This is a genomic window from Bradyrhizobium sp. AZCC 2230, assembly GCF_036924495.1.
Lineage (GTDB): Bacteria > Pseudomonadota > Alphaproteobacteria > Rhizobiales > Xanthobacteraceae > Bradyrhizobium > Bradyrhizobium rifense.
The window spans coordinates 4,515,023-4,538,702 of sequence record NZ_JAZHRS010000001.1 but is presented as its reverse complement, the minus strand read 5'-3'; the positions used below and the strand labels follow the sequence as shown (position 1 = coordinate 4,538,702).

Below are 23,680 nucleotides of genomic sequence, written 5' to 3'. Positions count from 1 at the left end.
AATCCAGCTGGCTCCGAACTGCAACGGTGGTTCTTGGATAGTTTCAATGATGAGAGGCCAAATCTTTCGGAATGGGCATCCCCGGATGGTCTGATCGACTTTGCAGAGGTCAGACGAATCCTTGCGGCCGGCCAAGTCGGTTGGGGAACTGGTGAAAACGGGCATCGGAAGGCTGCGGAAGTTTGATGCCGTGCTTGCGCGCAGCGGGAGACTCACTCTAACCAAGACACCAGTCACCAAACTCGTGCGTGAGCCGAAGATGCCGAAGTCTAGCCGAAATCTGCCCACCAGCGGTTACGCAATCATGATCGATGGCCTTGTGAAGACCGAGTTCGCGACGAGAGATGGGGTGGAGATCGCGGCGCGGGATCTGAAGCGGCGATTTCCCATGCTGCAAGTCAAAATCTACGATGCGGCCGCTGGGCAGATCGTGGCGTGAGTGCGTCTTGACCGTCCGTCACCGTTTGTACGCGTCCTAGTCCTTTTCCGTTCCGCAGTGAACAAATGCAGTCGCTGCGGCTCGGTGAAGCGTGCGGACGAGCTGGACGATGGCATCGTTTACGAGCGCGCGGTGCGCACCGAAGCGTCGGCGGGCATCGCAAACGCCAATGCCCTCGGCGTGGCGGAGTGCTGGGCTCGGGTCAGGAGGGCCGCCTGATGTTTCCGACAGCGGCGGTCCGGCACGCGCCAAGCTCACGCGCTGCGAAGCCGCCTCTGGCGTTGCTGCCGTTTGCCGCGGTTTGCCGCCGGTCGTGAACCGCGGTCGCGGCGAGGCTGCGAGCGGCCCCGGTGCTGCTGCGGTCCTGCGACCTGCGGCAGCTTCGGCAGCGGCCAGCCGAGCTTCTCCGGGCTGTTCGGGTCGAGTTCGTGCGGCATGGGCAAGGTGCCGCCGGCCTCGACATAGGCGCTCAGCACGGCGTCGCTCCACGATTTCATCGCCTCGATCTTCAACGGCATCTCTTGGCTCGTAAGGTAGAACTCCCGCGTGACCTCCGACATCTCGTCGTCCGGATCGTTGCTGTCGTGCGGCAGGACATGGCCGAGCAGGGCCGATACGGCCGCGCCAGACACCTTGCCGGGATGCTCCTTCAGGAAATCCGTGCCTACGGTCCGCACGAGGTGCGGCCAGAAGCGCGGCAGATCTCGCAAATAGTCTTCCGTGTACTCTCCTTTGCTGTTCTTCTTCCTGCCGCCCATGGCGCGCAAATGCGCATTCAGGCTGCTCGGATAGAGCCCGGGATCCGGGTTTTGGGGGTGATTGCGGCGGCTCCTTCTTCGGGAAGAGGCGAACATCCAATCGCTCCTGCTGCGCAGGCCGCGCTTCTTGCCGATGAGCGCTTCAAAATCTCGCTCGCAACAGCGCACGATGTGCAGCAGGAACGGCGGGATCGGGAGCATGAAGCGCCGCTTGTTCTTGACGCCTTCGGCCGGCCATTCCGCCGTGCCCCACGGTTGCGCCGCCGTGGAATACGGGTTCAGCGCATCGGCGTACTGCAGCTTGCTCCGCCGGAGCTGGGTGCAGGTGTATTTTCGGTTGAGCGTGAAGACCAGCCACCACAGGCTGGCTCGCACCGCGGGCGAGACCTTGCGGTTTCCGCTGCGAGCGGCGCAATAGCGTTCATGGATCACGAGCAGCTTGCCGAGCGCGTCGACTTTGAATGCTGCCCTTGCCGCGTTGAACTCGCGGTCGCGGTCTTCCATCTCCTCGATTTCGTCGGCCGTCGGTTGCGGCGGCTTGATCTCCTCCCACCAGGGCACGACGCCAGCGAGTCCGCTCTCGATGGTTCGTTCGGAACGGGCCCAACTCAGCGCGGCCCGGACCCAGGCGAGTGTCTTGCAGCAGGCGGCGTGCCCTCGCTCGCGGTGGACGGCATCGAGCAGTTCAATCAAATCGATGTCGGTCAGGTTGGAGAGCCTCTTGGCCTGCCAGGCGGCGAACTGAGGCTTGTCGAAGCACCCCGCGATGTCGCTCAGGGTGCTTGGTGCCGGCAGTTTGACGCGCTTGCCCTTCTTGCGCTTGACTCGTCGCGAGGCCTGGAATTCGCGGTCGAGGTCGGCCCACGTCCACCCCTTGGTGCGCGGGCGGCGGCCCGATCGCATGGCATAGTGGCGCTCCCCGGCCGTGCTCCGCGCCTTCTTCACCGTAAGATAGCCGTCCTCGTGCGGCTCGCGTCTGGCATTGCCGATCCGCTTCATCTGCCCGGCGGCCCGGACGAACCAGCCGACGCGAGGCCCGCGCTGGCGCAGGATCAGGCAGCGCTGCTCCGTGTCGTAGTAGTCGTAGAGCTCATTCGAGTCCTTGGCCCGCTCGGCGCGCGCCAGCGCCTCGGCCACGATGTCGTCGGTGATCAGAACCCGCCTCGACTTGTCGTCGTTTTGCCGGCGTGACATGGCCACCTCCATGGGGCCTGCCCGTAGCAACATCGTAGCACAAAGTGCCGGAGAGGGGCGGAAATCCACCCTGGCAAGCCCCGGGCGGGGCGCAGGTTTTCGTGCTATTTCGAGGCGGATCGGCGTAAATCACCGCCGCCAAGGACTCCTCAAGGACTAAAACCGTCAGAGCTCAGGAATCATAATCCTGGGGTCGGGGGTCGAGTCCCTCCCCCGCTACCAATTTCTACGATTTTGGTCGCCTTTCTTCGATCGTCTGCGACCCTCTTCGCTCAATGGTAGCGCCTCGTCAGCGAGAAAGGATTCGCCTCACAAGCGTAGGCGAAGGTTTGGAAGAAAGCGCGGCTTGTGCGCGATCAATGTCGATGTTGCAGGTCCCGGATTTGAACCTATCGGAGACGCCGCCAGGCTTTCCGGCTCTCGGGACCCGGCCAACGCACGGACGTCGCCAGCCACAAGGGCCCTCTGAGGTGAGTGCTCTATTCAGCTTGTAATGATGACCCACTCAAAGCGGCCATTAGGTAGCAAGTTGCCCAACCAGAGCTGAAAGGCCGCGGTCACGATCAGCTTGCTCTGTGCCTGAGATCAGCCAACGTAGGCGACCCGTCCGGCAAGTCGTACCAAGTTGGTTCGATCCAGCTTGATCATTGAAATGTATTTGGCTGTCTCGTTGTTAGTGATTGGTATGCTCAACAACATCACCAGTGATGACGTCCCCGAAGCGCTGCCAAACCTGACCGTCGAATCTCATGAGCTGTATCTGTTCGATCGGGAAGAAGTCGTCCGGACTTGTATTGATTTTGATGCCGGGCAACAGCATGTCGCCTGAGAAGTCCTTCAGGTTGGCCGCCTGCCTCATGATGTTTTCGCGCGTGAGCTCGTCGCCGCATTGCTTGAGTACCTGAACCATGGTCTGGGCCGCCGCATAGCCGTAAAGCGTATTCCAATCCGTCTTGTCACCATCCGCGTAGTACTTGTCCATGAAAGACCGCCACGCCTGTACGCCTGGATCGTCCTTCCAGGCCGGATCAGTCGGATCTTTCAGATAGGCCGTCGAGATGATGTCCTTTGCATTTTGCAAGCCCGCAGGCTTCAGCACACTGGCAACCGCATGAACGCATACGCGACTGCGGTATTGCTGGGAGGTCCCCGCTTCAAGATGATGGCGCCCGCCGTGTATGATCAGTTTATCAGAAGTAACAACTGGCCCATGGGGGCGACGTTGGCGTTCATGCTGTTGATCTTCACTATGGTCTTCACCGTGCTCGGGAGCGCCGGTTTCGCACGACGCTATGGCAAGGCATCGAAATCCTAGAGCAGCTCGGCGAAGCGATCAGTTGTAAGAATAGGGAGGTGATAGTTTCAGTCCCACCAATCAGCTCTTTGTCTATAGCCCGCCGCAGTTTGTTGGCGGGAGGGCTAGGGGCGATCCTCGCGACATCGATGTGGGGGCGGCCCCGAGCCGCGACGGATACCGATATCGCGTCTGATCCGAGCGGCCATCTCGCTGCCATAAACGAGCTTCCGCGGGTAGGGACGGAGGAGGGGCAGCCCAACGCTCTCCTGGCCAAGCTCGACCGTGCGTTGGAGCGGGCAGTTGGACATAAGCTGTTCACCGTTCTCGTCTTGAACGAGGAGGTGGGCCAGAACCAGCGCTACTATTCAAACCAACCGAAGGACTATCCGGTCGGCGGTAGCAAGCCCATCGATCGATCAAGCGCGTTCTATAAAGACATCGTGCTCATCGGCAAGCCGCGCATCTGCTACGATTACGAAGACATCAAGCGTGCATTCTTCGACCACGAGCTCATTCGATCACTCGGTTGCGAAGGTGCGGTTAATTATCCGGTCCGCTGGAACGGAAAGACGATCGGGTCACTCAATTTGCTTCACCGAGCCGGCTGGTACAACGAACGCAACGTCGCCTCGATCAGCCCCTTCGCGGCGCTTTCGGTGCCGGCCCTTCTCGATATCGCGCGTGCCTGGCGCTAGTGATCCTCCGTGAGATCGGGGCCACGCGAATCGTGCTTTATCGGCGGTAGTAAGCAATAGAAATCGCTCACAGAGCGAAGCCGACATTGGGCCGGATACTATTGCCACGCAGCGGGCGTCTCTGCCATGGCGGTCTGCAAGGTGGCCTGCGAAGGCGGGCAGGTGATCGCAGCCTCCAGCATGTCGAGGATGTTCTCGATGGTGAAGGGCTGGCTCCACAGACGACTGCTCCTGGTATTCCGTGACTCCCGCGCAGCTTCGTGCGCGGACAGAACCGCGTTGGAATAGATCGCCAACATCGAAAGGCGCTGTTCGACGATGGCCGCGGGTCCGGGCAGCATCCGCTTCAGATGGTTGACGCACTCGACATAGCCGGCGTTCCACCGGTTGTTCAGCGCATCGCGTAGCGCCTTGGGATCGGATGCCTGGAGGTGTGAGATAAATCGGATATAGCCGCGCCACCGTTCGTCCTCGCCGAGTTCGATGACCGGCATGAACAGGACCAGCATCACCTCGCGAATGTTCGCCGGGCCGCCGCGCTTTTCCATGTCGTCGAGCATTTCGCGCCGTCGCGCATCGAGCACGGCGGCGCCATCGACCACCATCTGCCGGATCAGCTCTTCCTTGGTCCGGAAGTGATAGTACAGCGCGGCGTTGTTCCGCTGTCCGGCGGCATCGACAATCTGCTGAACCGTCACGGCGTCGATGCCGTGGCGCGCGAACAGCATTTGCGCCGCCATCTTGATCTGGTCTTTGGTCTGTTCCGAGGCGGCGCGGGGCACCGTTTTCATTCTGCTTGACATTCAAACCTGCCTGAATCTAAGTTAAGTGAAATCGCTTAATACGTCAAGATGAGGAAACGAACTATGCGCGTGCTCGTAGCAGGTGGTGGCATCGGCGGACTGGTGACTGCAATTGCGTTGCGTCATCACGGCATCGAGGTGGTCGTCCTCGAACAGGCGGAAGGGCTGAACGAGGTCGGCGCCGGCATTCAGATCGCCAGCAATGCCGCGATCGTGCTCCGCGAACTGGGGCTCGAAACCGCCATGCAAGCCGTCGGCGTCAAGCCTGAATCCTACGACTATCGCGATCTGCGCACGGGGCACCTGCTCTATCAGGCGCCGCTCGGCGATGAGGCGGCCCGCCGCTACGGAGCGCCGATGTACAACGTCCATCGCAGCGATCTCATTCAGTTGCTGTTCGACGCTGTCCCTGCAGAATCGAAGCGGCTGGGCGCCCGTTGTGTGGCGATCTCGCAGTCCGATGACGCGGTCGAGGTCAGGCTGCAGACCGGCGAGACGCTGAAGGGCGACGTATTGGTGGGGTGTGATGGCATTCACTCCGTCGTGCGACAGTATCTGCGCGGGCAGGAAGAGAAGCATTTCTCTAATATTCTGATGTGGCGCTCATTGATTCCGGCAGAGCGCCTCGAAGGCCTCGAGCTTCCCGAGCGCGGCAACTACTGGTTCGGGCCTGGCCGCACGCTGATCACCTATTGGGTGCGGCCTAAAAATCTGTACAGCATCCTGGCTTCGGTGCCGGCCGATGAGGTACGCCGCGAATCCTGGACCGAGAGCGGCGACATTGCCGAAATGCTCCGTTCTTTCGAAGATGCCGAGCCGCGGGCGCGGGCCATGCTCGAGCAGTCGAAGACGGCCTTCATCACCGGCATGTACTACCGCGATCCGATCGACAGCTGGAGTTCGGGCCGCGTCACGCTGCTTGGCGACGCGGCACATCCCATGGTGCCGTTCCTGGCGGCAGGTGCCGGACAGAGCATCGAGGATGCCTGGACGTTCGCGCGCGTCCTGTCTCGACGGCAAGACGACGTCCCGGGCGCGCTCCTCGAGTATGAGCGGCGTCGCCTGCCACGCACGACGCGCATCCAGGCCGGAGCGCGTGCCGCCGTGAAGCTCGTACACGAGACGGACACGGCCCGCCTGCGCAATCGCAATGCGCGCTGGAAAGGTATGGCGCGCATCGATCCGCTGGCGGAGACGAGCTGGGGTCTGGCATGGGACTACAATGTCGTGAAAGCAGTGGAGGGGGCGCCGGGCGAGGTCGTCAATGTCACCGGCCTGCGTGAAGGCAAGCGGCTGCAGCGTCCGGAGAGCCAACGCGCCTTCGACCTCTGGAAATACGCGTTCCGTCCCGAGGACGTGGCGCGTGGTCATGACGGCCTTCGCGAGGCCTACGATCGCTTCCTGACCACGAACTTCCCGTTGCCCGGCGGATTCAAGGCGATCGAGGACGAACTCGGCGACGTCAGGGCGTTCCGTGTTTCAGCAAAGGAAGCTCACTCCGGCAATGTGGTGCTGCACTTCCATGGTGGCGGCTACCTGATCGGTTCGGCCGAAGGGTCGCTGGAATATGCAAGCAGGCTGGCAACGGCTGCCGACGGGGTTTGCTATACCATAGACTACCGGCTTGCGCCTGAGCATCCTTATCCGGCGGCGATCGACGACGCCGTCGTCGCGTATCGTGCATTGCTGGGAAAAGGCGTTCCCGCGAGTTCAATTTTGCTATCCGGCGAATCCGCCGGCGGCGGCCTTGCCCTCGCGCTGGCGCTCGCGCTCCGCACGGCCGGCGATCCCATGCCCGCCGGCATCCTCGCGGTCGCGCCATTTGCCGACCTCACCCTATCGGGCGAGAGCGTCCGTGCGTTCAATGGAGACGATCCCGCGGCGAACCGCGATCTCCTGACCTTCATGGGAGCGTCGTATTTCCAGGGCCATGAGCCCACGGATCCTCTGGTGTCGCCACTGTTCGGCGATCTCACCGGCCTGCCGCCGCTTTTCATTACGGCAACGCAAGGCGAAGTGTTGCTCAGCGACGCCATACGCCTGGCCGAACGCGCGGAAAGGGCTGGTGTCAACGTGACGCTACGTCTGGTAGAGGATTCCGTCCATGTTTACACGATCTTTCCCTTCCTCCCCGAAACGGAGAGCACGATGGGCGAGGTCGCTGATTGGGCGCGGCGGAATCTGCAACGGAGTGCGGCGCACTCGCAAGCCGCGGAATGAGAAATGCAGGACGTGTCGCACTCCAAAGCGTAATGACGGCTCAACCCGATCTGGTCGCCTTTTGGGTGGATCCGCGTTCGAGTCTCATATGTGAGTGCCCGCTCTCTCTGACGTGAACGGCAGATCAGCTCGCCGCAGCGTTACGATGAGTCCGCTGGACAGCACGGAAATTCCGGCAGCGATCCACAGCGCGAGCTGATAGGTCTGGAACTGATCGTAGATCCTCCCGAACAGGGTCGGTCCGAACGCCAGGCCGAGCGTGAACGCGACCATGAGAAAGCCGAGTATTCGACCAAAATGTCGAAGCCCGAATGCGCGTGAGGCGATGTAGGTCAGCGCGTCGACTTCCGCGCCGAGGCCGAAGCCGAGGAATGCGGCCGCAATCATCGCGTTTGCGCCGGTGGCGTTGGTCAGTAGCAGCACGCTGAATGCGACCGCCGGCGCCAGGAACACCAGCGCGGTCAGATGCGGGGCAAATATCCTGTCGAGTAGCAGCCCGAGTGAGAGGCGACCGACCATCATGGCGAGACCTACGATCGTCATGACGAAGGAGGCCTGCTGTGCTGACACGCCTCGGTCCGTCAGAACGAGCGGAAGACTGGTGCTGCCGCCTCCGATCGCGATCGAGATCAGGAAGAATGCTGCGAACAGCGTCCAGAACGCGCGTCCCGCCAGCGCCGCCCTTACGGACAATCCCGGCGTGTTGTCCTCGTGACCGAGAGTCTTGTCGGTGAGATGCGGTGGATCACGCAGGAGAAAGGTAGCGGCGAATGCACCTATCGTGAATACGATGAGCCCCAGGAAAACATAAGCATGGCGCCAGCCGAATTGCGTGATGAGCGCAGAACTCAGCGGCGGAAGCAGCGCTGTGCCGAGACCGCTCATGGTCAACATGAGCCCCAACGCCAGGCCTCGCCGCCGGTCGAACCAGCCGGATACGATTTGGGCATATGGCAGCGGTGTCAATGCGAAGCCGCAAGCGTAGGCGACCACGAGCAGTAGTGCGAACAACCCCGGTGTCTGCGAGAACTGACCGAGCAGTAACATGCCGACGGCGAACAATATCGAAGACAGCAGCGCGATGCGCCGAGCGCCATACGAATCGACGGCCCAGCCGACCAGCGGCAGGGTCAAGGTGATCAGAAGGTTTGCCGGCAGGCCGGCGGCTGCAATCGTGCCCCTGGTCCATCCTGTGTCGTCGGTGATCGCCTTCGTGAAAATGCCGCCCGTGTAATAGAGAACGGGTCCGAGGTTGACGAACATTAGGAGGCCGGCGCCGACAACGACACCCCAGGCGCGGTCGAAGCGCGAGGCTGATGCGGGAGCCGCACGGTTCGATGGCAGCTTTTCGGCCAGGTCCGTCATCGTCCTCGTCCTCCCTTGCCGCCCATTCGGGTCTCTTGTTGGTGGTTTCTGGCGCTGCTGGCCTGGATCTCAGGGACCGCGAGGCGAGAGCGTCGGCGGCTTCATGTGTGCCCCGTCGCAACGATGGCGATAGCGCGATGGTCGGCAGGAAGCGAGTTGCCGCGCCAGACGACGTGCAGATCGGGTCGAACCAGGACGAGGTCGTAACCATAGACCTCGCGCGCCGGCTTGCTTTCGACCCGAACAATGTCGAGCTTCGCGCCGAACTCCGCAAATGATTGACGGAGCGCGGGCAGCGCATTGTGGTCCCGGCCAAGATTGACCAGCGTGAATTCAGTGCCGATGCGGTCGTGCAGCGCCTGGCCGTCGTCGAGCCAGACGTGGGGCAATCTGGAGCCGGGTCGTGTCGTCGGTTGGTAGCGATCGTCGATCAACAGGGTCGGCGGCTCGTCGTCCGAGCCGATCAAGGGTGAGCCGGCGTAGCTGTAGCCGAGCTCGGTTCCGATCATCTCGTGGCTGAGGCGCTGGCCAATGGCCGCCAGCCTTGCGACCTCGTTGCGGTTTGCCTCACCTTCGGGCGTGTCGCTGTCGATCTCGGGGCGGCACGCCGCGCGCCACGTGTTAACTCCGGCCGCAGCGCGGCCGGAAACGTCGCGGTTGTGGAGTCCGACCGGGCGGCGCTCCAACTCATAGGACGAGAGCAGGTTCGGTCCGCCCCAGCCGGCGAGCGTTCCCGCAAGCTTCCATGACAGGTCGATCGCATCGCCGACACCCGTATTCATCCCGAGCCCGCCGGTCGGAATGACGAGGTGAACGGCATCCCCAGCAAGAAACACGCGCCGATCCGAATAGCGCTCGGCAACCAGGAGGTTTTGATGCCACAGGGCGACATTCAAGACTTCGAAAGGAACGTCGATTCGAAACACGTCCTTGAGCAGAACGTCCGGCGCGGGATCCTCGAGAGAACCCGTATTCGCCATGAAGTGTTTGAGATCGTCCTGGACGACGAGCATACCGGATGGGAAATGATAGTGGCGGCCGGGTCCAAACGGTAGCCGCGAGAAGAGAGCTTCGCTACGGAAGAAGATCTGGCGTTGCTGCGCGATACGGCCCCGCCCTTCCAGCTTGATGCCCAATTGCCTGCGGATGGTACTGCTGCCGCCGTCGCAGCCGACCAGGTACCGTGTCCTGATCTTGGTCGTCGTTCCATCCGTAGACTTGACCTCGGCGTCGACGCCGGCAGCGTCCTGCGAAAAGCTGATCAATTCGCATCCAAAGCGGACATCGGTCTTCGGCAGGCTTTCGGCGACCGATTTCAGCAGCGGCTCGAGCGTGTATTGCGAGATGAGCTGGTAGGGCTCGAGCGGCATCGTGCCGTCATTGCGGCGACGGCCGGCTTCCTGCATGGCAGTGACCGATGGATAGGGAAGCTGAAGAATCTTCTTGCCGCGCAGATGCGTTGCGATGAAGACGTCCATCGAAATGTCCCGGAATCGGCTCGCAGCACGAATTCCGTCGGCCAATCCAAGACGACGATAGAACTCCATGGTTCGCGCGTTGCAGCGCTCCATCTTCGGATGTTGCAGGCACGTCTGGTTCCGTTCGATCAGCAAGACCGATACGCCGCGCCTGGCGAGGTCAATGGCAAGTGTCTGCCCGACCGGGCCGGCGCCCACGACAAGGACATCGGCATGGTAGGTGCTCGCCTCTCGCGTGGTAGATCCCATCGACCCACACTCCTACTGTCGAGCCCGACCCGATCCCAACAAGACCGCGGCATTCGCATCGAACGAAACGTCCTCGAGCGCGGAAGCCGCAAATGCGCCCGGCGCAGGCTGACGAATGACGAAGGGATAGTCCGAGCCGACGACCAGTCGGTCCGACCCCACCTGATCGGCCAGGAAGCGGAGCGAGTCAGGTGCGTAGACGATGGTGTCGTACCAAAATCTTTTCAGTGTTTCCGACGGCGCCTGTGCAATCGCTTTGCTCCAGGGTGCCGCCATCTTCCAGGCAAACTCGATGCGGGGGGCGATCCACGGGAATGCGCCTCCGCCATGGCTCAACAAGATGTTGAGCCGAGGAAATTTCTCAAGCACGCCACCTGCCAGTAGCGAGGTCGCCGCCAGCGCGGTCTCAAGTGGGAACACCGCTGCCGCTGCGAGCTCCCTGGGTCCACCGATGCGCTCGAGACCGGCGGGATGCAGCGGATGGACAAACACAAGTAGACCAAGCTCTTCGGCGCGCGCGTAAAACGGCAGCAGCTTCGGGTCGCCAAGTGGAACGCCGTCGATATGCGTCCCGATTTCCACGCCGTGAAGACCCTGCTTCTGGATGTCATCGAGCCGTTTGGTCGCAAGCTCGACGTCCTGCATCGGCACCATCCCGATGCCTTGAAACTTGTCGGGGGCGCGAGCGATCATCTCAACGATGTGATCGTTCATGATCCGCGCAAGATGATCGGCGAGCTCTACGGGCAGCCAATGGGACAGCAGTTCAGGCATCGGCGAGAGGACTTGAACGTCGGTGCCGTCCGCAGCCATGTCGCGTATCCGCCGCTCCACGTCCCATGAGCGTGCGTCGATCTCGCGAAATGGCTTGCCGTCGATCACGAGAGCCGCCCGGCCGGCTTCGCGCATCTCGAGCGTCGGCCAGAGACGGTGACGTGCGGGCAGATCGGCCAAGGAATTCGGCACGACGTGCGTATGGATGTCGATGACCGCCACGTGGACTCCTCCCCAAGGTTGGGTAAGTCCTACACCAAAAAATATCGATATAAAATGGAAAAAATGATCTTTATCGATGTTCCTTCGTCCTGCTATGATAGCCGAGATTCGGAGAGACAGAGTTATGACAGGCCTCGAGGACGGCGCTTCGGCCGCCGTCACAAGAACAAGGGCGATCTACGAGCGGCTTCGCCGGGACATCATCCAGGGAACATTGCTACCGGGCGAAAAGCTCCGGATCGAACTGCTGCGGGCCAAATATGATGTCGGCGGCACCCCGCTGCGGGAGGCGATGAACCGCCTGTCTGTCGAAGGGCTGGTCACCCAATCCGAGCAAAGGGGATTCCGGGTCACGCCGGTCAGCGCCGACGATCTGCTCGAGCTCACGCGCACCCGCTGCTGGATCAACGAAGTTGCCTTGAGGGAATCGATCGCGCGCGGCGGTCGGGACTGGGAAGAGCGCGTTTTGCTGGCTCTTCATCGGTTGTCTCGTGTTCCCGTCGTTGTCGATGACAGCCGCATGAACCCGGAATTCAGCGAGCTGCACCGGGTTTTCCATGCCGCCTTGATGGCAGGCTGCGGCTCGCGCTGGCTGATGGACTTCAATGACCTGCTGTTCGATTGCGCCGAGCGCTACCGGAATTTGCTTGCGGTCATCGGAGGCACGGGGCGGGACGTGCACGGCGAGCATCGCGCGATTGCCGAGGCTGCAATTGAGCGCAAGACCGCATTGGCCGTCGGGCTACTCAACGATCATTACGAGAAGACGAGTGGGACGCTGCTCCGCGCGATCGAGGCCGGCGGGCTCACGGGGCGTTGATCGGCGCGACTGGTGCGTCGCTTCATCCGGGCTTGATTTTCGATAAAAAAGATGATTACGATAAAATATCGATATTTATAAGCCGCCTTCTCAGATGGAACGAGCCCATGCGAGTTGTGAGATACGACCACCAGGGAATAGCCCGGCTGGGTATCCGCGAAGGTAGCGAGGTTGTTGACCTGTCGCGCGCCGATCGCGAGCTGCCCGGCGATGTTGCCGATCTGTTGCGAGCTGGTCCTGAGGCTCAGGACGCATTGATCTCTGCAGCCCGAACCAGCCGGACGCGCTTGCCTGTAGCCGATCTGAAGATGCTTCCGCCCGCCTCGAGCTGCGGCAAGATCATCTGTCTTGGCTTGAACTATATCGATCATGCGGCCGAGGGCGGCGCCAAGCCGCCGGACTATCCGATGATCTTTCTCCGCGCGGCAACCTCGCTTGTCGGTCACAACGCGCCGATGATCCGGCCGGATTGCTCGGATCAGTTTGACTATGAGGCGGAGCTCGTCGCCTTCATTGGAAAGAAGGGGCGGCACATCTCGCGCGCAGATGCGCTCTCGCATGTCGCGGGTTACTCACTGTTCAATGACGGCTCGATCCGGGACTACCAGTGGAAGACATCCCAGTGGACGGTCGGCAAGAATTTCGACGGCACCGGCGGCTTTGGTCCGGAATTCGTATCGGCCGACGAGGTGCCGTCCGGCGCAAGCGGCTTGAGGATTCAGTCGCGTCTGAACGGTCAGGTCATGCAGGACGCGAACACCAAGGACATGGTCTTTGGCGTCGCGGAGACGATCAGCTTGATCTCCGAATGCATGACGCTCGATCCAGGCGACATTCTGGTGATGGGGACGCCGGGCGGCGTCGGTGCCGCGCGCAAACCGCCCGTGTTCATGAAGCCTGGCGATGTCTGCGAGATCGAAATCTCGTCGATCGGTGTGCTCCGGAATCCGATCGCGCAGGAAAGCCGTTAGCCGCTCCTCAACGTCCATCGCAGTTTCCGGGGCGATGGTCGCGAGCGGGATTTACGAAGCGGTGCCTCGCGGCGGGTTTGCACCTCGCAGCTCGAAGAAACATTCCTGATCACGCGTGCCAGTACGGGAGGAAACGAAAATGATCCGCTACAAAAAACTCGGATACGTTGAGTTGAACGTCAGCGATCTCGAGAAATCGCACAAGTTCTATGAGGACGTCGTTGGTCTCGAGTTCGTAGGTAAGCGATCCGACGGGGCCGTCATGTTTCGGTGCGATGACGAGGATTCCCGCTCCGTCATTTTGCATCAGAAGCGACCGGCAGGTTTCAAGAGCGTCGGCTGGCAGTTGGAGGACGTCTCGCAGTTCGAGTTGCTTCATCGCCGGCTTCGTGAGGCTAATGTGCCATATGAGGAGCTTGGCCCCACGCAGTGCAATCTTCGCCAGGCGAGGCGGGTGACGCGTACCATGGATCCGCATTCACGCGCGGCCCTGGAATTCTTCACGGCTGACGGTCCGCGTCCCAGCAAGCCGTTCGCGACCACCCACACCAAGATCCAGCGCCTCGGCCATGTCGTATGGTCCGTGCCGCAGGAAGCCGAATCGATCGCCTTCTTCCGTGACGTGCTGAACTTCCGGGAATCCGACAGCATTGGAGAGATAATGACCTTCATGCGGCCGTTCCCCAGTCCGTTCCATCACGGCATCGGGGTCGGCAAGGGTCCGAAGGGGGTTATTCATCACCTGAACTTCATGGTCTCCGAGATCGACGATATCGGAAAGGCGCAGAACCGCATGAAGAAGCACGATGTGCCGATCGTGTTCGGACCGGGTCGGCACCCAGCCTCCACCAGCGTGTTCTTCTACTTCCTGGACCCCGATGGCATGACGCTCGAATACAGCTTCGGCATGGAGGAGTTCACCGAGGTGGATCCGCGAACGCCGCGCACTCTCCCCATGGCGGCGGAATCGATCGACACCTGGGGCTCGGTCCGAGATCCACGCATGGGGCAACTTGGTGACATTGAGGAGACAAAGATCGGGACACCGGCGTGAGCGGGGTAGTCGGATGTTGTGCTGAGCTTCGCGGGTGAAGGATGACATACCGGATCACGGTGAACGGCGAGTCCCATGAAGTTGCGGCGGCGCCGGAGACGCCGCTGTTGTATGTGCTGCGGAACGATCTCGGATTGAACGGTCCGAAGTTCGGCTGCGGTCTCGGGCAGTGCGGTGCCTGCGCCGCTTTGGTGGGCGGAAAGCTTACGAGAACCTGCTCGGTTGCGTTGGCCGACGTCGAGGACGCCCCGATCGTCACGCTCGAGGGATTGGGCGCGATGCAGAAGCCGCATCCCTTGCAAAAGGCGTTTATCGACGCGCAGGCCGCGCAGTGCGGCTTCTGTTCGAACGGCATGATCATGGCAGCCAAAGCCCTGCTCGACCGCAATCCAAAACCCAGCGACGGGGAAATCAAGGACGCGCTCGCGGACCAGCTTTGCCGCTGCGGCACCCATAACCGGATCGTCAGCGCCATTCGCAAGGCTGCCATGGAGCCGATGCGATGAGCGTCATGAGGCTGTCCCGTAGGCATGTCACGCAGTCGCTCGGGGTGGTGCTTGCGACCTTTGCGCTGCCATCTCTTCCGGTGTCTGGCCAGACTCCTGCAAATGTGCCGTTCAGCCTGCGTGCCAATCGCAGGCTGGAGGGATGGATCCGATTGGAGCCCGATGAAACGGTGACGGTCTTCACTGGCAAGGCCGAGCTCGGGCAGGGGATCCTGACCGCGCTGGCGCAGATCGCGGCGGAGGAGCTCGACGTCGGCTTCGACAAGATCCGCATGGTCTCCGTCGACACGTCGCGGGGACCGGACGAGCAGTACACGTTCGGCAGCCAATCGGTCGAGCAGGGCGGCGGCGCCATTCGCGCGGCCGGCGCGGAGGCGCGTGGCATCCTTGTCGCTGCGGCAGCGCGCCGGTTTGGCGTTCGCGCCGAAGAGCTACAAGTCAGCAATGGCACGATCGTTGCGGCTGATGGTCGGCGCGCGACCTTTTGGGAGCTGGCGAGAGAGAGTGCCGGCCTGTTGATGGGCGATATCGCACTTGCCACGGCGCCGAAGAAGCCGGGCGACTATGCGATCGTCGGCAAGTCGATCAACCGGATTGATCTGCCCGGCAAGCTGACGGGAGCGCCGTCCTATGTCCAGGACATCAGGCTTCCCGGGATGGTCTTTGCGCGGGTGGTTCGGCCGCCGCGCTACGGCGCAAGACTTCTTGCATGCGACGAGGCGGCCGTGCGCGCGCGTCCCGGCGTGGTCGCGGTTATCAGCGACGGCAATTTCCTTGCCGTTGCTGCGGGGCGAGAGGAGCAGGCGATCGCCGCGCGCGATGCGCTTGCCGCGAGCGCGCATTGGAGCGACGACGCGGTCGAGCTTCCTGACATGGCGAGTTTACGCACCGAGCTGCAGAAGCTGCGCGCGGAAACCATCGTCGTGGGCACGGCCGGTCAGTCGGAGCCGGTGCCGGCCCAGGCGAGGCGAATGAGCGCCGAATACTCCCGTGCCTATCTCTCCCATGCTGCGATCGGCCCCTCCTGCGCAGTCGCCTGGCTGAAGGACGGGCGCATGACGGTGTGGTCGCACACCCAGGGTGCGTTTCCCCTGAGGGGCGATCTGGCCAAGGTGCTGGGCATGCAGAATGGCGAGGTCGACGTCGTCCATGTGCCCGGCGCCGGATGCTACGGGCACAATGGCGCTGATGACGTCGCTCTGGACGCAGCGCTTGTCGCGCGCGCCGTTCCGGGCGCGCCGGTCAAGCTGCAGTGGATGCGGGACGACGAGTTCGCCTGGGCGCCCTTCGGTCCGGGAATGGCGATGAAGGTCGAGGCGGCGCTCGGATCCGACGGCAAGATCGTGGATTGGTCCTACGACGTCTGGAGCAACAGCCATGCGATGCGGCCGGGGCAGGCCGGCGGCGTCAATCTGCTCGCGGCCTGGGACTTGAAAACGCCCTTCGTCAAATCTCCCGTGCCGCATATCCCCCAGCCGTTCGGCGACGGCGACCGCAATGCGGTGCCTTCGTATGAGCTGCCGCGGAAGGAGATCCGCAATCATCTGCTGCTCGATGCGCCGGTGCGCAACGGCTCGTTCCGGACGCTGGGCTCGCACGGCAACATCTTCGCGATCGAGTCCTTCATGGACGAGCTCGCCGAAGCCGCCGGCAGCGATCCCCTGGCGTTCCGCCTTGCCCATCTCAGGGATCCCCGCGCCCAGGCGGTGCTGCGGGTTGCCGCCGACAAGGCGGGATGGGCTCCGGGAAGGAAAGGCGATGGTCAGCGCGGCCGCGGCCTGGCCTTTTGCCGCTACAAGAGCATCGGGATGTACGCTGCCGCGGTGGTTGACGTTGAGGTCGACCGCAAGACGGGTGTCATCAAGGTCCCCCGCGTGGTGATGGCGGCCGATATCGGTCTCGTCGTCAATCCCGACGGCGCGAAGAACCAGCTTGAAGGCGGCATCGTTCAGGCGGTCAGTCTCGCGCTGAAGGAGCAGGTCACATTCGACCGGCGTCAGATCACGAGCCGGGACTGGTCGGGATATTCCGTCCTCACCTTCTCTGAGGTCCCCAACATTGACATCGTTTTGGTGCAACGGAGCGATCCGCCGCTCGGCGCGGGGGAAGGCTCACTGCCGCCAACCTCGGCTGCCCTTGCCAACGCATTCGCCCACGCGACCGGCCGGCGATTGCGAGAGCTGCCCATGACGCCGGAGCGCGTCAAGGCCACGCTGTCCTGATCGGCCGGATTCAAGAACCAAAAAATGCCGGAGGAAACATATGAAGACATTCGACCCGAAGGTGTTTCGGCTTGGATACGTCGCACTGGCAACGGCGGACATTGAACGAACGAAGCAGCACTATCTCGAAGCCATCGGATTGACCCAGACGGCGACGGGCGACGACGGATCGGTCTTCCTGTCGCTCGGCTACGACCAGCACAACATCGTACTCAGTCCGGCCGGCGAGAAGGCGTTGCGTCACGTCGGTTTTCAGCTGAATCCAGGTATTGCTGTGGCGGAGTTCGCCAAGCAGGTGAGGGCATTTGGTCTGGCCGCAGAAATCAAGACGGACTCTCAGCCGGGAATCGCCGAGCTTGTCGAGGTCGAGGGCCCCGGCCACAGCATCTTCCAGTTCTACGGCACAATGGAAGCCCCGGCGCCGGGATTCAAGAAGACCGCCGTGGCGCCGGTTCGGCTGGGACATCTCGCCGTCGTTTCACCGGAAGGTGAGAAGCTCGTCAAATTCTACGAGGAATTCCTGGGCTTTCGCTACACGGACGATATCCAGGGGATCGCGACCTTTCTCACCTGCAACCGAGAACACCACGTAATCAACGTGGTCAGCGCCCCGGAGTCTCGGCTTCATCACATCGCCTTCGAGCTCAAGGACACCGCATACCATGCAGTGGCGGCGGACAGTCTTCGTGCCGCCGGGGTCAAGCAACTCTGGGGCCCCTCGCGCCACACGGCGGGCCACAACATCGCCGGCTATCACTATGATCCCGACAAGGTGATCGTCGAGCTTTACACGGAGATGGATCAATTCATTCCGGAACTCGGCTTCCACGAACCAAGGCCTTGGCATGAACACCTCCCGATGCGCCCCAGGACCTGGCAGCTCACTGAACTGAACGCCTGGGGAGCCGAGTTCAGCTTCAATCTGGCTCAGGGGTGATCCCCTGGGCTCGCAGGTCCAGTCGCTTACAGCGCGTAAGGAAAGGAAGGCAGCAATGAAGAACCGCCAGATTTGGCTACGCTCCCGCCCGAACGGCATTCCTCAGGCGGCAGATTTTGATCTCCGCGAAGTCGAGTCGCCGACTTTGTCTGATGGAGAATTTCTCGTTCACAACTCCTATCTCTCTGCTGATCCCGCGATGCGCGGATGGATCGCTGACAAGAGCACGTATTGGCCAAGAATAGAGGTGGGCGACACCATGCGGGCATTTGCTGCCGGCGAGGTCGTTGAATCGCGCAATCCTGCCTATGCTGTCGGCGACAAGGTCACGGGCATATTCGGTTGGCAGGATTACTCCGCGGTCAAGCAGCCCCAGGTGATGCGCAAGGTCCAGGAAGCGGATTTGCCGCTGTCGCTCTCTTTAGGGATTCTGGGGCTCAATGGGCTCACTGCGTGTTTCGGCCTGTTGGACGTCTGCCGGCCGAAGTCGGGAGAAACTGTTGCGGTTTCGACCGCGGCCGGAGGTGTCGGCTCCGCCGTCGGGCAGATCGCAAAGATCAAGGGATGTCGCACGATCGGGTTCGCTGGCGGACCCGAGAAGGTTCGACAGTGTGTCGAGGATTTCGGCTACGATCACGCAATCGACTACAAGGCAACGAAGGACCTTGACGAGGCGCTGGTAGAGCGCTGTCCGGATGGGATTGATGCATTCTTCGACAACACGTCGGGCGCGGTCCACGATGCTGTTCTTCGCCGCATCAATCTGGGGGCACGAATAGCGATCTGCGGTACGGCGTCCTACGCGAGCTGGGATCCATGGAATGAGGGACCGCGCCCGGAGCGGCATTTACTCGTCAAGCGCGCGATCATGCAAGGCTTTCTGACGACCGACTTCGCACCAAGGTACGAGGAGGGAGTAGCTGCGCTCGCCGGCTGGATCCGAGAAGGACGTCTCAAATATCGGGAGGACGTCCTGGAGGGCATTGAGGCCGCACCCGCGTCAATCGCAATGCTTTATGCCGGCGAGAATCGAGGAAAACTCATCATCAGACTGTAGGCGAGGAAAGCAAAATTCGGGACGATCTCTACCTAGTCGTCTTCAGCGTCCACATCGAAGAACTGGAGCTATCGGTAGCGGAAGGATGGCAAGCAGTGCTGGCCATGCCTAGACGATCACCTGAAATAGCAAGTTGAGATGGTTGCAGGTCCCCCGATTTGAACCTACCGTTCGACAAGCTTCTGAGCTTAGGCAGACGGTCGGAGGAAATATCGCAGATTTGCGGCGTGTGGGGAAAAGCGCTAGCGGTCTCGTGACTCCAATCCCCGACACTGCGTCTCTTTGGCTCGTCGCAGCTGCCGGACTAACGAGGCTCGATCACAGACGCAATGCAGGTTTACCCGTACGTTTGGCGGAATGGGCGTTGAGTTTCTATGAGTATACGCTTCCTGCTCAGAGGCTCCGTCAGACCACCATCCAACCGATGAGTGAGCGACGATTGCATTCAACATCACCCAAGTCCTGCCTGGCGCCATCGAGCGGATTGCGGTGCGCGAACTCACGCCGAACGAAAAGCGCACGTATCTGGTGCGGTTCCTGGTGCGGTCGTCGCGCCGAGAGCAACGAAGACCAAGTAAGATACTGATATTCTTGGTGGGCCCGGCAGGACTCGAACCTGCAACCAGACCGTTATGAGCAGTGGGCCAACCTGACCTCGCGTAGGACAGGGCTCTTCTACTAGCCGCTCGGCAATCGCCAAGCTCAAGAGCTGTAGGTCACAGCAAAAGTAGCCCAAACTTCTTCGCTGAATCCGAGAACGCTCTATAGACGTCCTCATTCGGTGAGGCGGGGTGGCGAACCATTCTTTTCAACCGGGGGCAAATTCGCGCGGCGCGCGAATGCTTTCGTAGTGCGCTCGGCACCGCGATTGCTCGCGCCCAGCCAGAAACAACGCGCAACCGTTGCTGCGATCGGCACGAGGATGAGACATAGAAAGACGAGCAAGGGCTTCTTCAAAGGGATCACTGCGGAGGCTATATACTGTCATGTAAGGCGTATCGATGCTCGCGCCATGGCAGCCAACTGGCCGTTAGGGTGGCGCCGATGCGGCGAGGCGTTATAAACGCGGAGGCGTGCTCAGTAAACGCACGTCACGGCGGCCGACAAAGGTTTCAAGATGGCTTTCAGGGTCGGTATCATCTCAGATACCCACGGGCTTTTGAGACCGGAGGCCGAGCGTGCTCTGGCCGGCGTCGGTCACATCATCCATGCCGGTGACATCGGCGAACCTAACATCATAGCAACGCTACGGAAGATTGCGCCTGTCACCGCGATCCGCGGGAACGTGGATGCGGGCGCTTGGTCCGTGGAGCATGCCGAAACCGAAGTTGTGCGCCTCGCAGAGAAAGTGGTCTACGTCCTTCATGACCTAAAAAGCCTGAACATCGATCCTGTCGCACGCGGCATCGACGTCGTCGTATCTGGCCATTCCCACGAGCCGAAGATCCAGACGATCGACGGAGTTCTCTATGTTAATCCCGGAAGTGCCGGCCGACGGCGCTTCAAGCTGCCGATCACGCTCGCAACGCTCGACCTCACGCCGGACGGGATCTGGCCACGCATCCACGACCTCGAAGTCGGCTGAACGTACAGCGCGTGCAGATCAAAGCGACGGGAGCGGTTGGCTAGCCTTCACGAAGCATGCTTTCGAAGCGGTATTATGGGTCTGCTTGCGATGCCGGTCGCAGTCGACTTTTTGTTGGGGCAGCTTTCGCCGATACCGGATGGCAAAAATGAAATGCAGCAATTGCGTATTGAGCTCATGGCCGTGCTTTTCCGGGGCGGTACTTGCTGGCGCTGTTTGACCGACTCACGGTATGCAATCGATGTTCGATCAGCTTTATCGGTGAAGGAATAATATGCTTGCAGCAGCTCACCAGCAGTCCGATTTTGGCTATTCGCTAGAGGTTGATGGCCGTCTGAAGGCCGAATTTGCGACTGCGGATGGGGCAAGAGCTGGTGCGAAAGAGCTCAAAAAGCGCTTTCTGTTGCAGCAAATTCGAATCTACGACGCGCAGACCAAGACTCGAGAGGAAGTGCATCTCTAGGCACGCTGGTCGCGACGTCAAAGATTGTCCGGTAGCGAATCTCGCTCCGTGCTGCTGTATTGGCGCGGCAGCTTCGGGCCTGGTGACCCGGAGCGGACCTCGTCATGCAAACGCGGCCGTTGCAGACGATCTGCACAGCGCGTACCGTCGCCGATGCCGATACAAGGAACCCCAATGACCGATCGAGACAAGATTCTGATTGCCCTTGGCGAAAAGCCTCTGAAGGTTTTCGAAATCATGAAGCGCGTGAACATAAAGCATGAGGACGATTGCCAATCGCTCTTGTTGAAGATGCGAGACGACGGCGCCGTGAAGTTCGATATTCACAAGGGATATTGGCTCGCGGTCTGACAATTTTCGCTTGATCACTAGGGGCTGGTAGAGTTGCTTGCAAATTTCCTTAGCGAAGAGAATACTAGCCGCGTTCAACGACACTCTGAGTCAATGTGGCACGGGTTTCGACTGCAGTATGGCGCGTGGAACGTCACCGACGTCGTCAAGATCGGGCGCCTGGCCGTAGCCCATGCGTTTCATCTGTTCGTGGACCTGTGCCATTTCGGTCTCGCTGAGGCGCGGAGGTTCGCCGATCGCCAGCGCGTGGACATACATCTTCGCCAGGGTCTCCACCTCCACGGCAAGCCAAAGCGCCTTTTCAAATGTCTGCGCCGTTACGATCAAGCCATGATGGCCGAGCAGGCAGGCATTTCGTCCTTCGAGCGCATTGACGGCATAATCCGACAGCGCCTGTGTGCCGAAACAGGCATAAGGCGAACAACGGATATCGTTGCCACCGGCTACCGCGACCATGTAGTGGAAGCAGGGAATGCCACGCTCGTGCACGGCGAGAATGGTGCTGAAGGTGGAATGCGTATGAAGCACGACGTTTATGTCGTCACGCGCTCGCAGAATATCGCGATGAAAACGCCATTCTGAAGAAGGGCGATGGTTGCCCTGGTAATTCGCGCCAAAATCCATCGCGACAATGTCTTCTGGCCGCATGCGCTCGTAGGGCAGGCTTGTCGGTGTGATTAGCATGCCGTTGGGAATCCGGTGCGAAAGATTGCCGGAAGTCCCTTGGTTGAGACCGTTTCGGTTCATCTCCTTACAGGTATCGACGATGCCCTGGCGGAGATCGGCATGATTGCGGTCTGTCATGATGGGTGCTCCGAAAAAGAAACCCAGGATTGATAGGCGGCGGAAAGGGTGCGTTTGCACTCATCCTCGCCGAGCGGCGTGACAGCTTCAAGCACCACGCTCGAAACCGCAATCGTACGCGAAAATCTCCGCCACAGCAGCGCCGCGCCGAGCGCCGTTCCATCCCGAGATTGGCTCACCGAGACGCTCTGCGATGGCCGCAACGCGGCCAGAGCGCGCGCGAAGAGCAGGTTGGCGGCGAAGCCACCGTCGATGACGATGTGTTTTGAGCTGCCAAGCGCATCTAGACAGCGGTTTGCGTTGAATGCGGCGTAGAGGACTGCCAGCCCCTGCCATTCGGCTGGCGTCTCGGGCCGCGGTCCGATAATGCGTCCGCGGTGAGCTGCACCGGGGAACAGTCCGTCATCCCCAACGAAGGAGGGGAGTGCCAGGGTTCCAAGGGCCAGTAGACTCGGCAATGCGGTGAGGACAGCTGCATCAGAAGCGTTGTGGTCTCTGCTGATCAAGTCGTATTCGCGGCCTGTCGCGATCAGCGTGGAGGGTACGTTCTCACCGTCGACATCGATATTGAGCACCATGCCGCGTGTGGCGTCGAGCTTGTCTAGCGCGAGGCCGCGCTGAAAGCCGATCATCCAGGTGCCTGTTGATAGGATCGAGGTATCGGCCATGCCGGCGGCCTTGTAGCGGAACAGGTTGGCGTTGGAATCATGCACGCCGCAGAGGATTTCGGTCGAGCGCGCCAGGCCGGTACGCTTGGCTACGGCCTCCGAAACCCTCCCTAGCACCGCTCCGGCGGATGCCCGCTCCGGCAGAAGACGGTCCCAGCCGCGCTTGCGCATCAGGGAGGAAGGCTGATTGTGGAAGAGGTCCCAGATATGGCTCTGAGCCGCGAGCTGTGAAATTTCACTTGCAGCACACCCGCCGAGCCGCAAGGCGAAATACTGCGCAGTCGTAAGATAGGTTTTCGCGCGGGCGAATTCGGCGGGATATGCGCTTTCCTGCCAGAGCAATTGCTTGCCGAGCCGCATCGCGCCGCTGATACCGCAAAACACTTCATCATAGGCAGGCGCAATCCGGGCGTAGGTCTGGTCGATCTCAGGCGGCGAGACCGCATCATAGTCCATCATCGGCAGCACTGGCTCGTCACCTTCGACAAGAACGGCGCCACACCCATGCGCGGTCGCGATCACCGCGCCGATGGTGTGGCGTTGCGTCACCACGGCCAAAGTGTCGAGGAACCACTCTTCCAGCCCGGCAAGATCATAGGCAAGGTATGGTCCTGCCGTGGTCGGCACATTCGGGATCGAATGTGTTTCGAGCGGCCAGCCGTCCTCACTCGCGATCAGCAGTTTCAGATTCGTCTTGCCAATGTCGAGAACCGCGATCCGGGGAGAGGCTTCCGATCTTGTCATCGTT

20 protein-coding genes and 2 pseudogenes are annotated in these 23,680 nt (G+C 61.2%); 14 read left to right on the top strand and 8 right to left on the bottom strand.

All coding sequences use genetic code 11. The annotated features are described in order from the left end of the window. Positions 1-151 precede the first annotated feature (151 nt). Positions 152-439: a hypothetical protein gene (locus V1280_RS21690; protein WP_334528578.1), complete on the top strand. Its 288-nt coding sequence runs from the start codon at positions 152-154 to the stop codon at positions 437-439. 254 nt (positions 440-693) lie between these two features. Here V1280_RS21690 and V1280_RS21685 read toward each other — a convergent pair whose 3' ends face one another. Next, positions 694-2,391 carry a hypothetical protein gene (locus V1280_RS21685; protein ID WP_334528575.1) on the bottom strand — a complete coding sequence of 566 codons (1,698 nt, stop codon included), beginning with the start codon at positions 2,389-2,391 and terminating at the stop codon, positions 694-696. Positions 2,392-3,064: 673 nt separating this feature from the next. After that, positions 3,065-3,502, bottom strand: a pseudogene (locus V1280_RS21680) (ABC transporter substrate-binding protein); the annotation flags it as partial. On the opposite strand from V1280_RS21680, the pseudogene V1280_RS21675 reads away from it, so the two are divergent. Further along, positions 3,503-3,706 (top strand): annotated as a pseudogene (locus V1280_RS21675) (ABC transporter permease); the annotation flags it as partial. It abuts the pseudogene before it with no gap. A gap of 38 nt (positions 3,707-3,744) precedes the next feature. Continuing rightward, positions 3,745-4,383 (top strand): GAF domain-containing protein, encoded by a 639-nt coding sequence (locus V1280_RS21670; protein ID WP_334528572.1) that lies wholly within the window; start codon positions 3,745-3,747, stop codon positions 4,381-4,383. A gap of 98 nt (positions 4,384-4,481) precedes the next feature. Here the strand turns inward: V1280_RS21670 and V1280_RS21665 are convergent, their stop codons facing one another. Beyond that, a complete protein-coding gene (locus V1280_RS21665; protein WP_334528569.1) occupies positions 4,482-5,174 on the bottom strand; it encodes a TetR/AcrR family transcriptional regulator in 693 nt (230 codons plus the stop codon). 75 nt (positions 5,175-5,249) lie between these two features. On the opposite strand from V1280_RS21665, the gene V1280_RS21660 reads away from it, so the two are divergent. After that, positions 5,250-7,406 carry an alpha/beta hydrolase fold domain-containing protein gene (locus V1280_RS21660; RefSeq protein ID WP_334528566.1) on the top strand — a complete coding sequence of 719 codons (2,157 nt, stop codon included), beginning with the start codon at positions 5,250-5,252 and terminating at the stop codon, positions 7,404-7,406. An 84-nt stretch (positions 7,407-7,490) separates the two neighbouring features. Here the strand turns inward: V1280_RS21660 and V1280_RS21655 are convergent, their stop codons facing one another. The 3 genes from V1280_RS21655 to V1280_RS21645 all read right to left on the bottom strand — a co-directional run bounded on the left by V1280_RS21655 (position 7,491) and on the right by V1280_RS21645 (position 11,494). Then, positions 7,491-8,771, bottom strand: a complete 1,281-nt coding sequence (locus tag V1280_RS21655; protein WP_334528563.1) for an MFS transporter — start codon at positions 8,769-8,771, stop codon at positions 7,491-7,493. A gap of 101 nt (positions 8,772-8,872) precedes the next feature. Continuing rightward, complete coding sequence (locus tag V1280_RS21650) at positions 8,873-10,498, bottom strand: FAD-dependent oxidoreductase (RefSeq protein ID WP_334528560.1); 1,626 nt, start codon at positions 10,496-10,498, stop codon at positions 8,873-8,875. Positions 10,499-10,510: 12 nt separating this feature from the next. Beyond that, positions 10,511-11,494, bottom strand: coding sequence for an amidohydrolase family protein (locus V1280_RS21645; protein ID WP_334528556.1), 984 nt, complete (start codon positions 11,492-11,494; stop codon positions 10,511-10,513). Between the two features lie 76 nt (positions 11,495-11,570). Here V1280_RS21645 and V1280_RS21640 point away from each other — a divergent pair, with 76 nt between their 5' ends. The 10 genes from V1280_RS21640 (at position 11,571) to V1280_RS21595 (ending at position 21,460) form a co-directional block, all read left to right on the top strand. Continuing rightward, positions 11,571-12,314 (top strand): GntR family transcriptional regulator, encoded by a 744-nt coding sequence (locus tag V1280_RS21640; RefSeq protein WP_334528553.1) that lies wholly within the window; start codon positions 11,571-11,573, stop codon positions 12,312-12,314. Between the two features lie 107 nt (positions 12,315-12,421). Continuing rightward, positions 12,422-13,285: a fumarylacetoacetate hydrolase family protein gene (locus V1280_RS21635; RefSeq protein ID WP_334528551.1), complete on the top strand. Its 864-nt coding sequence runs from the start codon at positions 12,422-12,424 to the stop codon at positions 13,283-13,285. Positions 13,286-13,424: 139 nt separating this feature from the next. Next, positions 13,425-14,339, top strand: coding sequence for a VOC family protein (locus tag V1280_RS21630; protein ID WP_334528549.1), 915 nt, complete (start codon positions 13,425-13,427; stop codon positions 14,337-14,339). Positions 14,340-14,380: 41 nt separating this feature from the next. Then, positions 14,381-14,845, top strand: a complete 465-nt coding sequence (locus V1280_RS21625) for a (2Fe-2S)-binding protein (protein WP_334528547.1) — start codon at positions 14,381-14,383, stop codon at positions 14,843-14,845. After that, positions 14,842-17,067, top strand: coding sequence for a xanthine dehydrogenase family protein molybdopterin-binding subunit (locus V1280_RS21620; protein ID WP_334528544.1), 2,226 nt, complete (start codon positions 14,842-14,844; stop codon positions 17,065-17,067). The genes V1280_RS21625 and V1280_RS21620 overlap by 4 nt, the downstream gene beginning before the upstream one ends. Positions 17,068-17,107: 40 nt before the next feature. Next, positions 17,108-18,004 carry a VOC family protein gene (locus tag V1280_RS21615; RefSeq protein ID WP_334528541.1) on the top strand — a complete coding sequence of 299 codons (897 nt, stop codon included), beginning with the start codon at positions 17,108-17,110 and terminating at the stop codon, positions 18,002-18,004. A 55-nt stretch (positions 18,005-18,059) separates the two neighbouring features. Beyond that, entirely contained in the window at positions 18,060-19,061 is a 1,002-nt protein-coding gene (locus tag V1280_RS21610) for an NADP-dependent oxidoreductase (protein ID WP_334528538.1), read from the top strand. A 1,117-nt stretch (positions 19,062-20,178) separates the two neighbouring features. Beyond that, entirely contained in the window at positions 20,179-20,646 is a 468-nt protein-coding gene (locus V1280_RS21605) for a metallophosphoesterase family protein (protein WP_334528535.1), read from the top strand. A gap of 274 nt (positions 20,647-20,920) precedes the next feature. Continuing rightward, a complete protein-coding gene (locus V1280_RS21600; RefSeq protein WP_334528532.1) occupies positions 20,921-21,109 on the top strand; it encodes a hypothetical protein in 189 nt (62 codons plus the stop codon). A 48-nt stretch (positions 21,110-21,157) separates the two neighbouring features. Beyond that, positions 21,158-21,460: a hypothetical protein gene (locus V1280_RS21595; RefSeq protein WP_334528529.1), complete on the top strand. Its 303-nt coding sequence runs from the start codon at positions 21,158-21,160 to the stop codon at positions 21,458-21,460. A gap of 90 nt (positions 21,461-21,550) precedes the next feature. Here V1280_RS21595 and V1280_RS21590 read toward each other — a convergent pair whose 3' ends face one another. Together V1280_RS21590 and V1280_RS21585 are read right to left on the bottom strand one after the other, a co-directional pair. Beyond that, positions 21,551-22,264: a class II aldolase/adducin family protein gene (locus tag V1280_RS21590; RefSeq protein WP_334528526.1), complete on the bottom strand. Its 714-nt coding sequence runs from the start codon at positions 22,262-22,264 to the stop codon at positions 21,551-21,553. Beyond that, positions 22,261-23,676, bottom strand: coding sequence for a carbohydrate kinase (locus tag V1280_RS21585; RefSeq protein WP_334528523.1), 1,416 nt, complete (start codon positions 23,674-23,676; stop codon positions 22,261-22,263). Before V1280_RS21585 ends, V1280_RS21590 begins: the two co-directional genes overlap by 4 nt. Between the last annotated feature and the right edge of the window lie 4 nt (positions 23,677-23,680).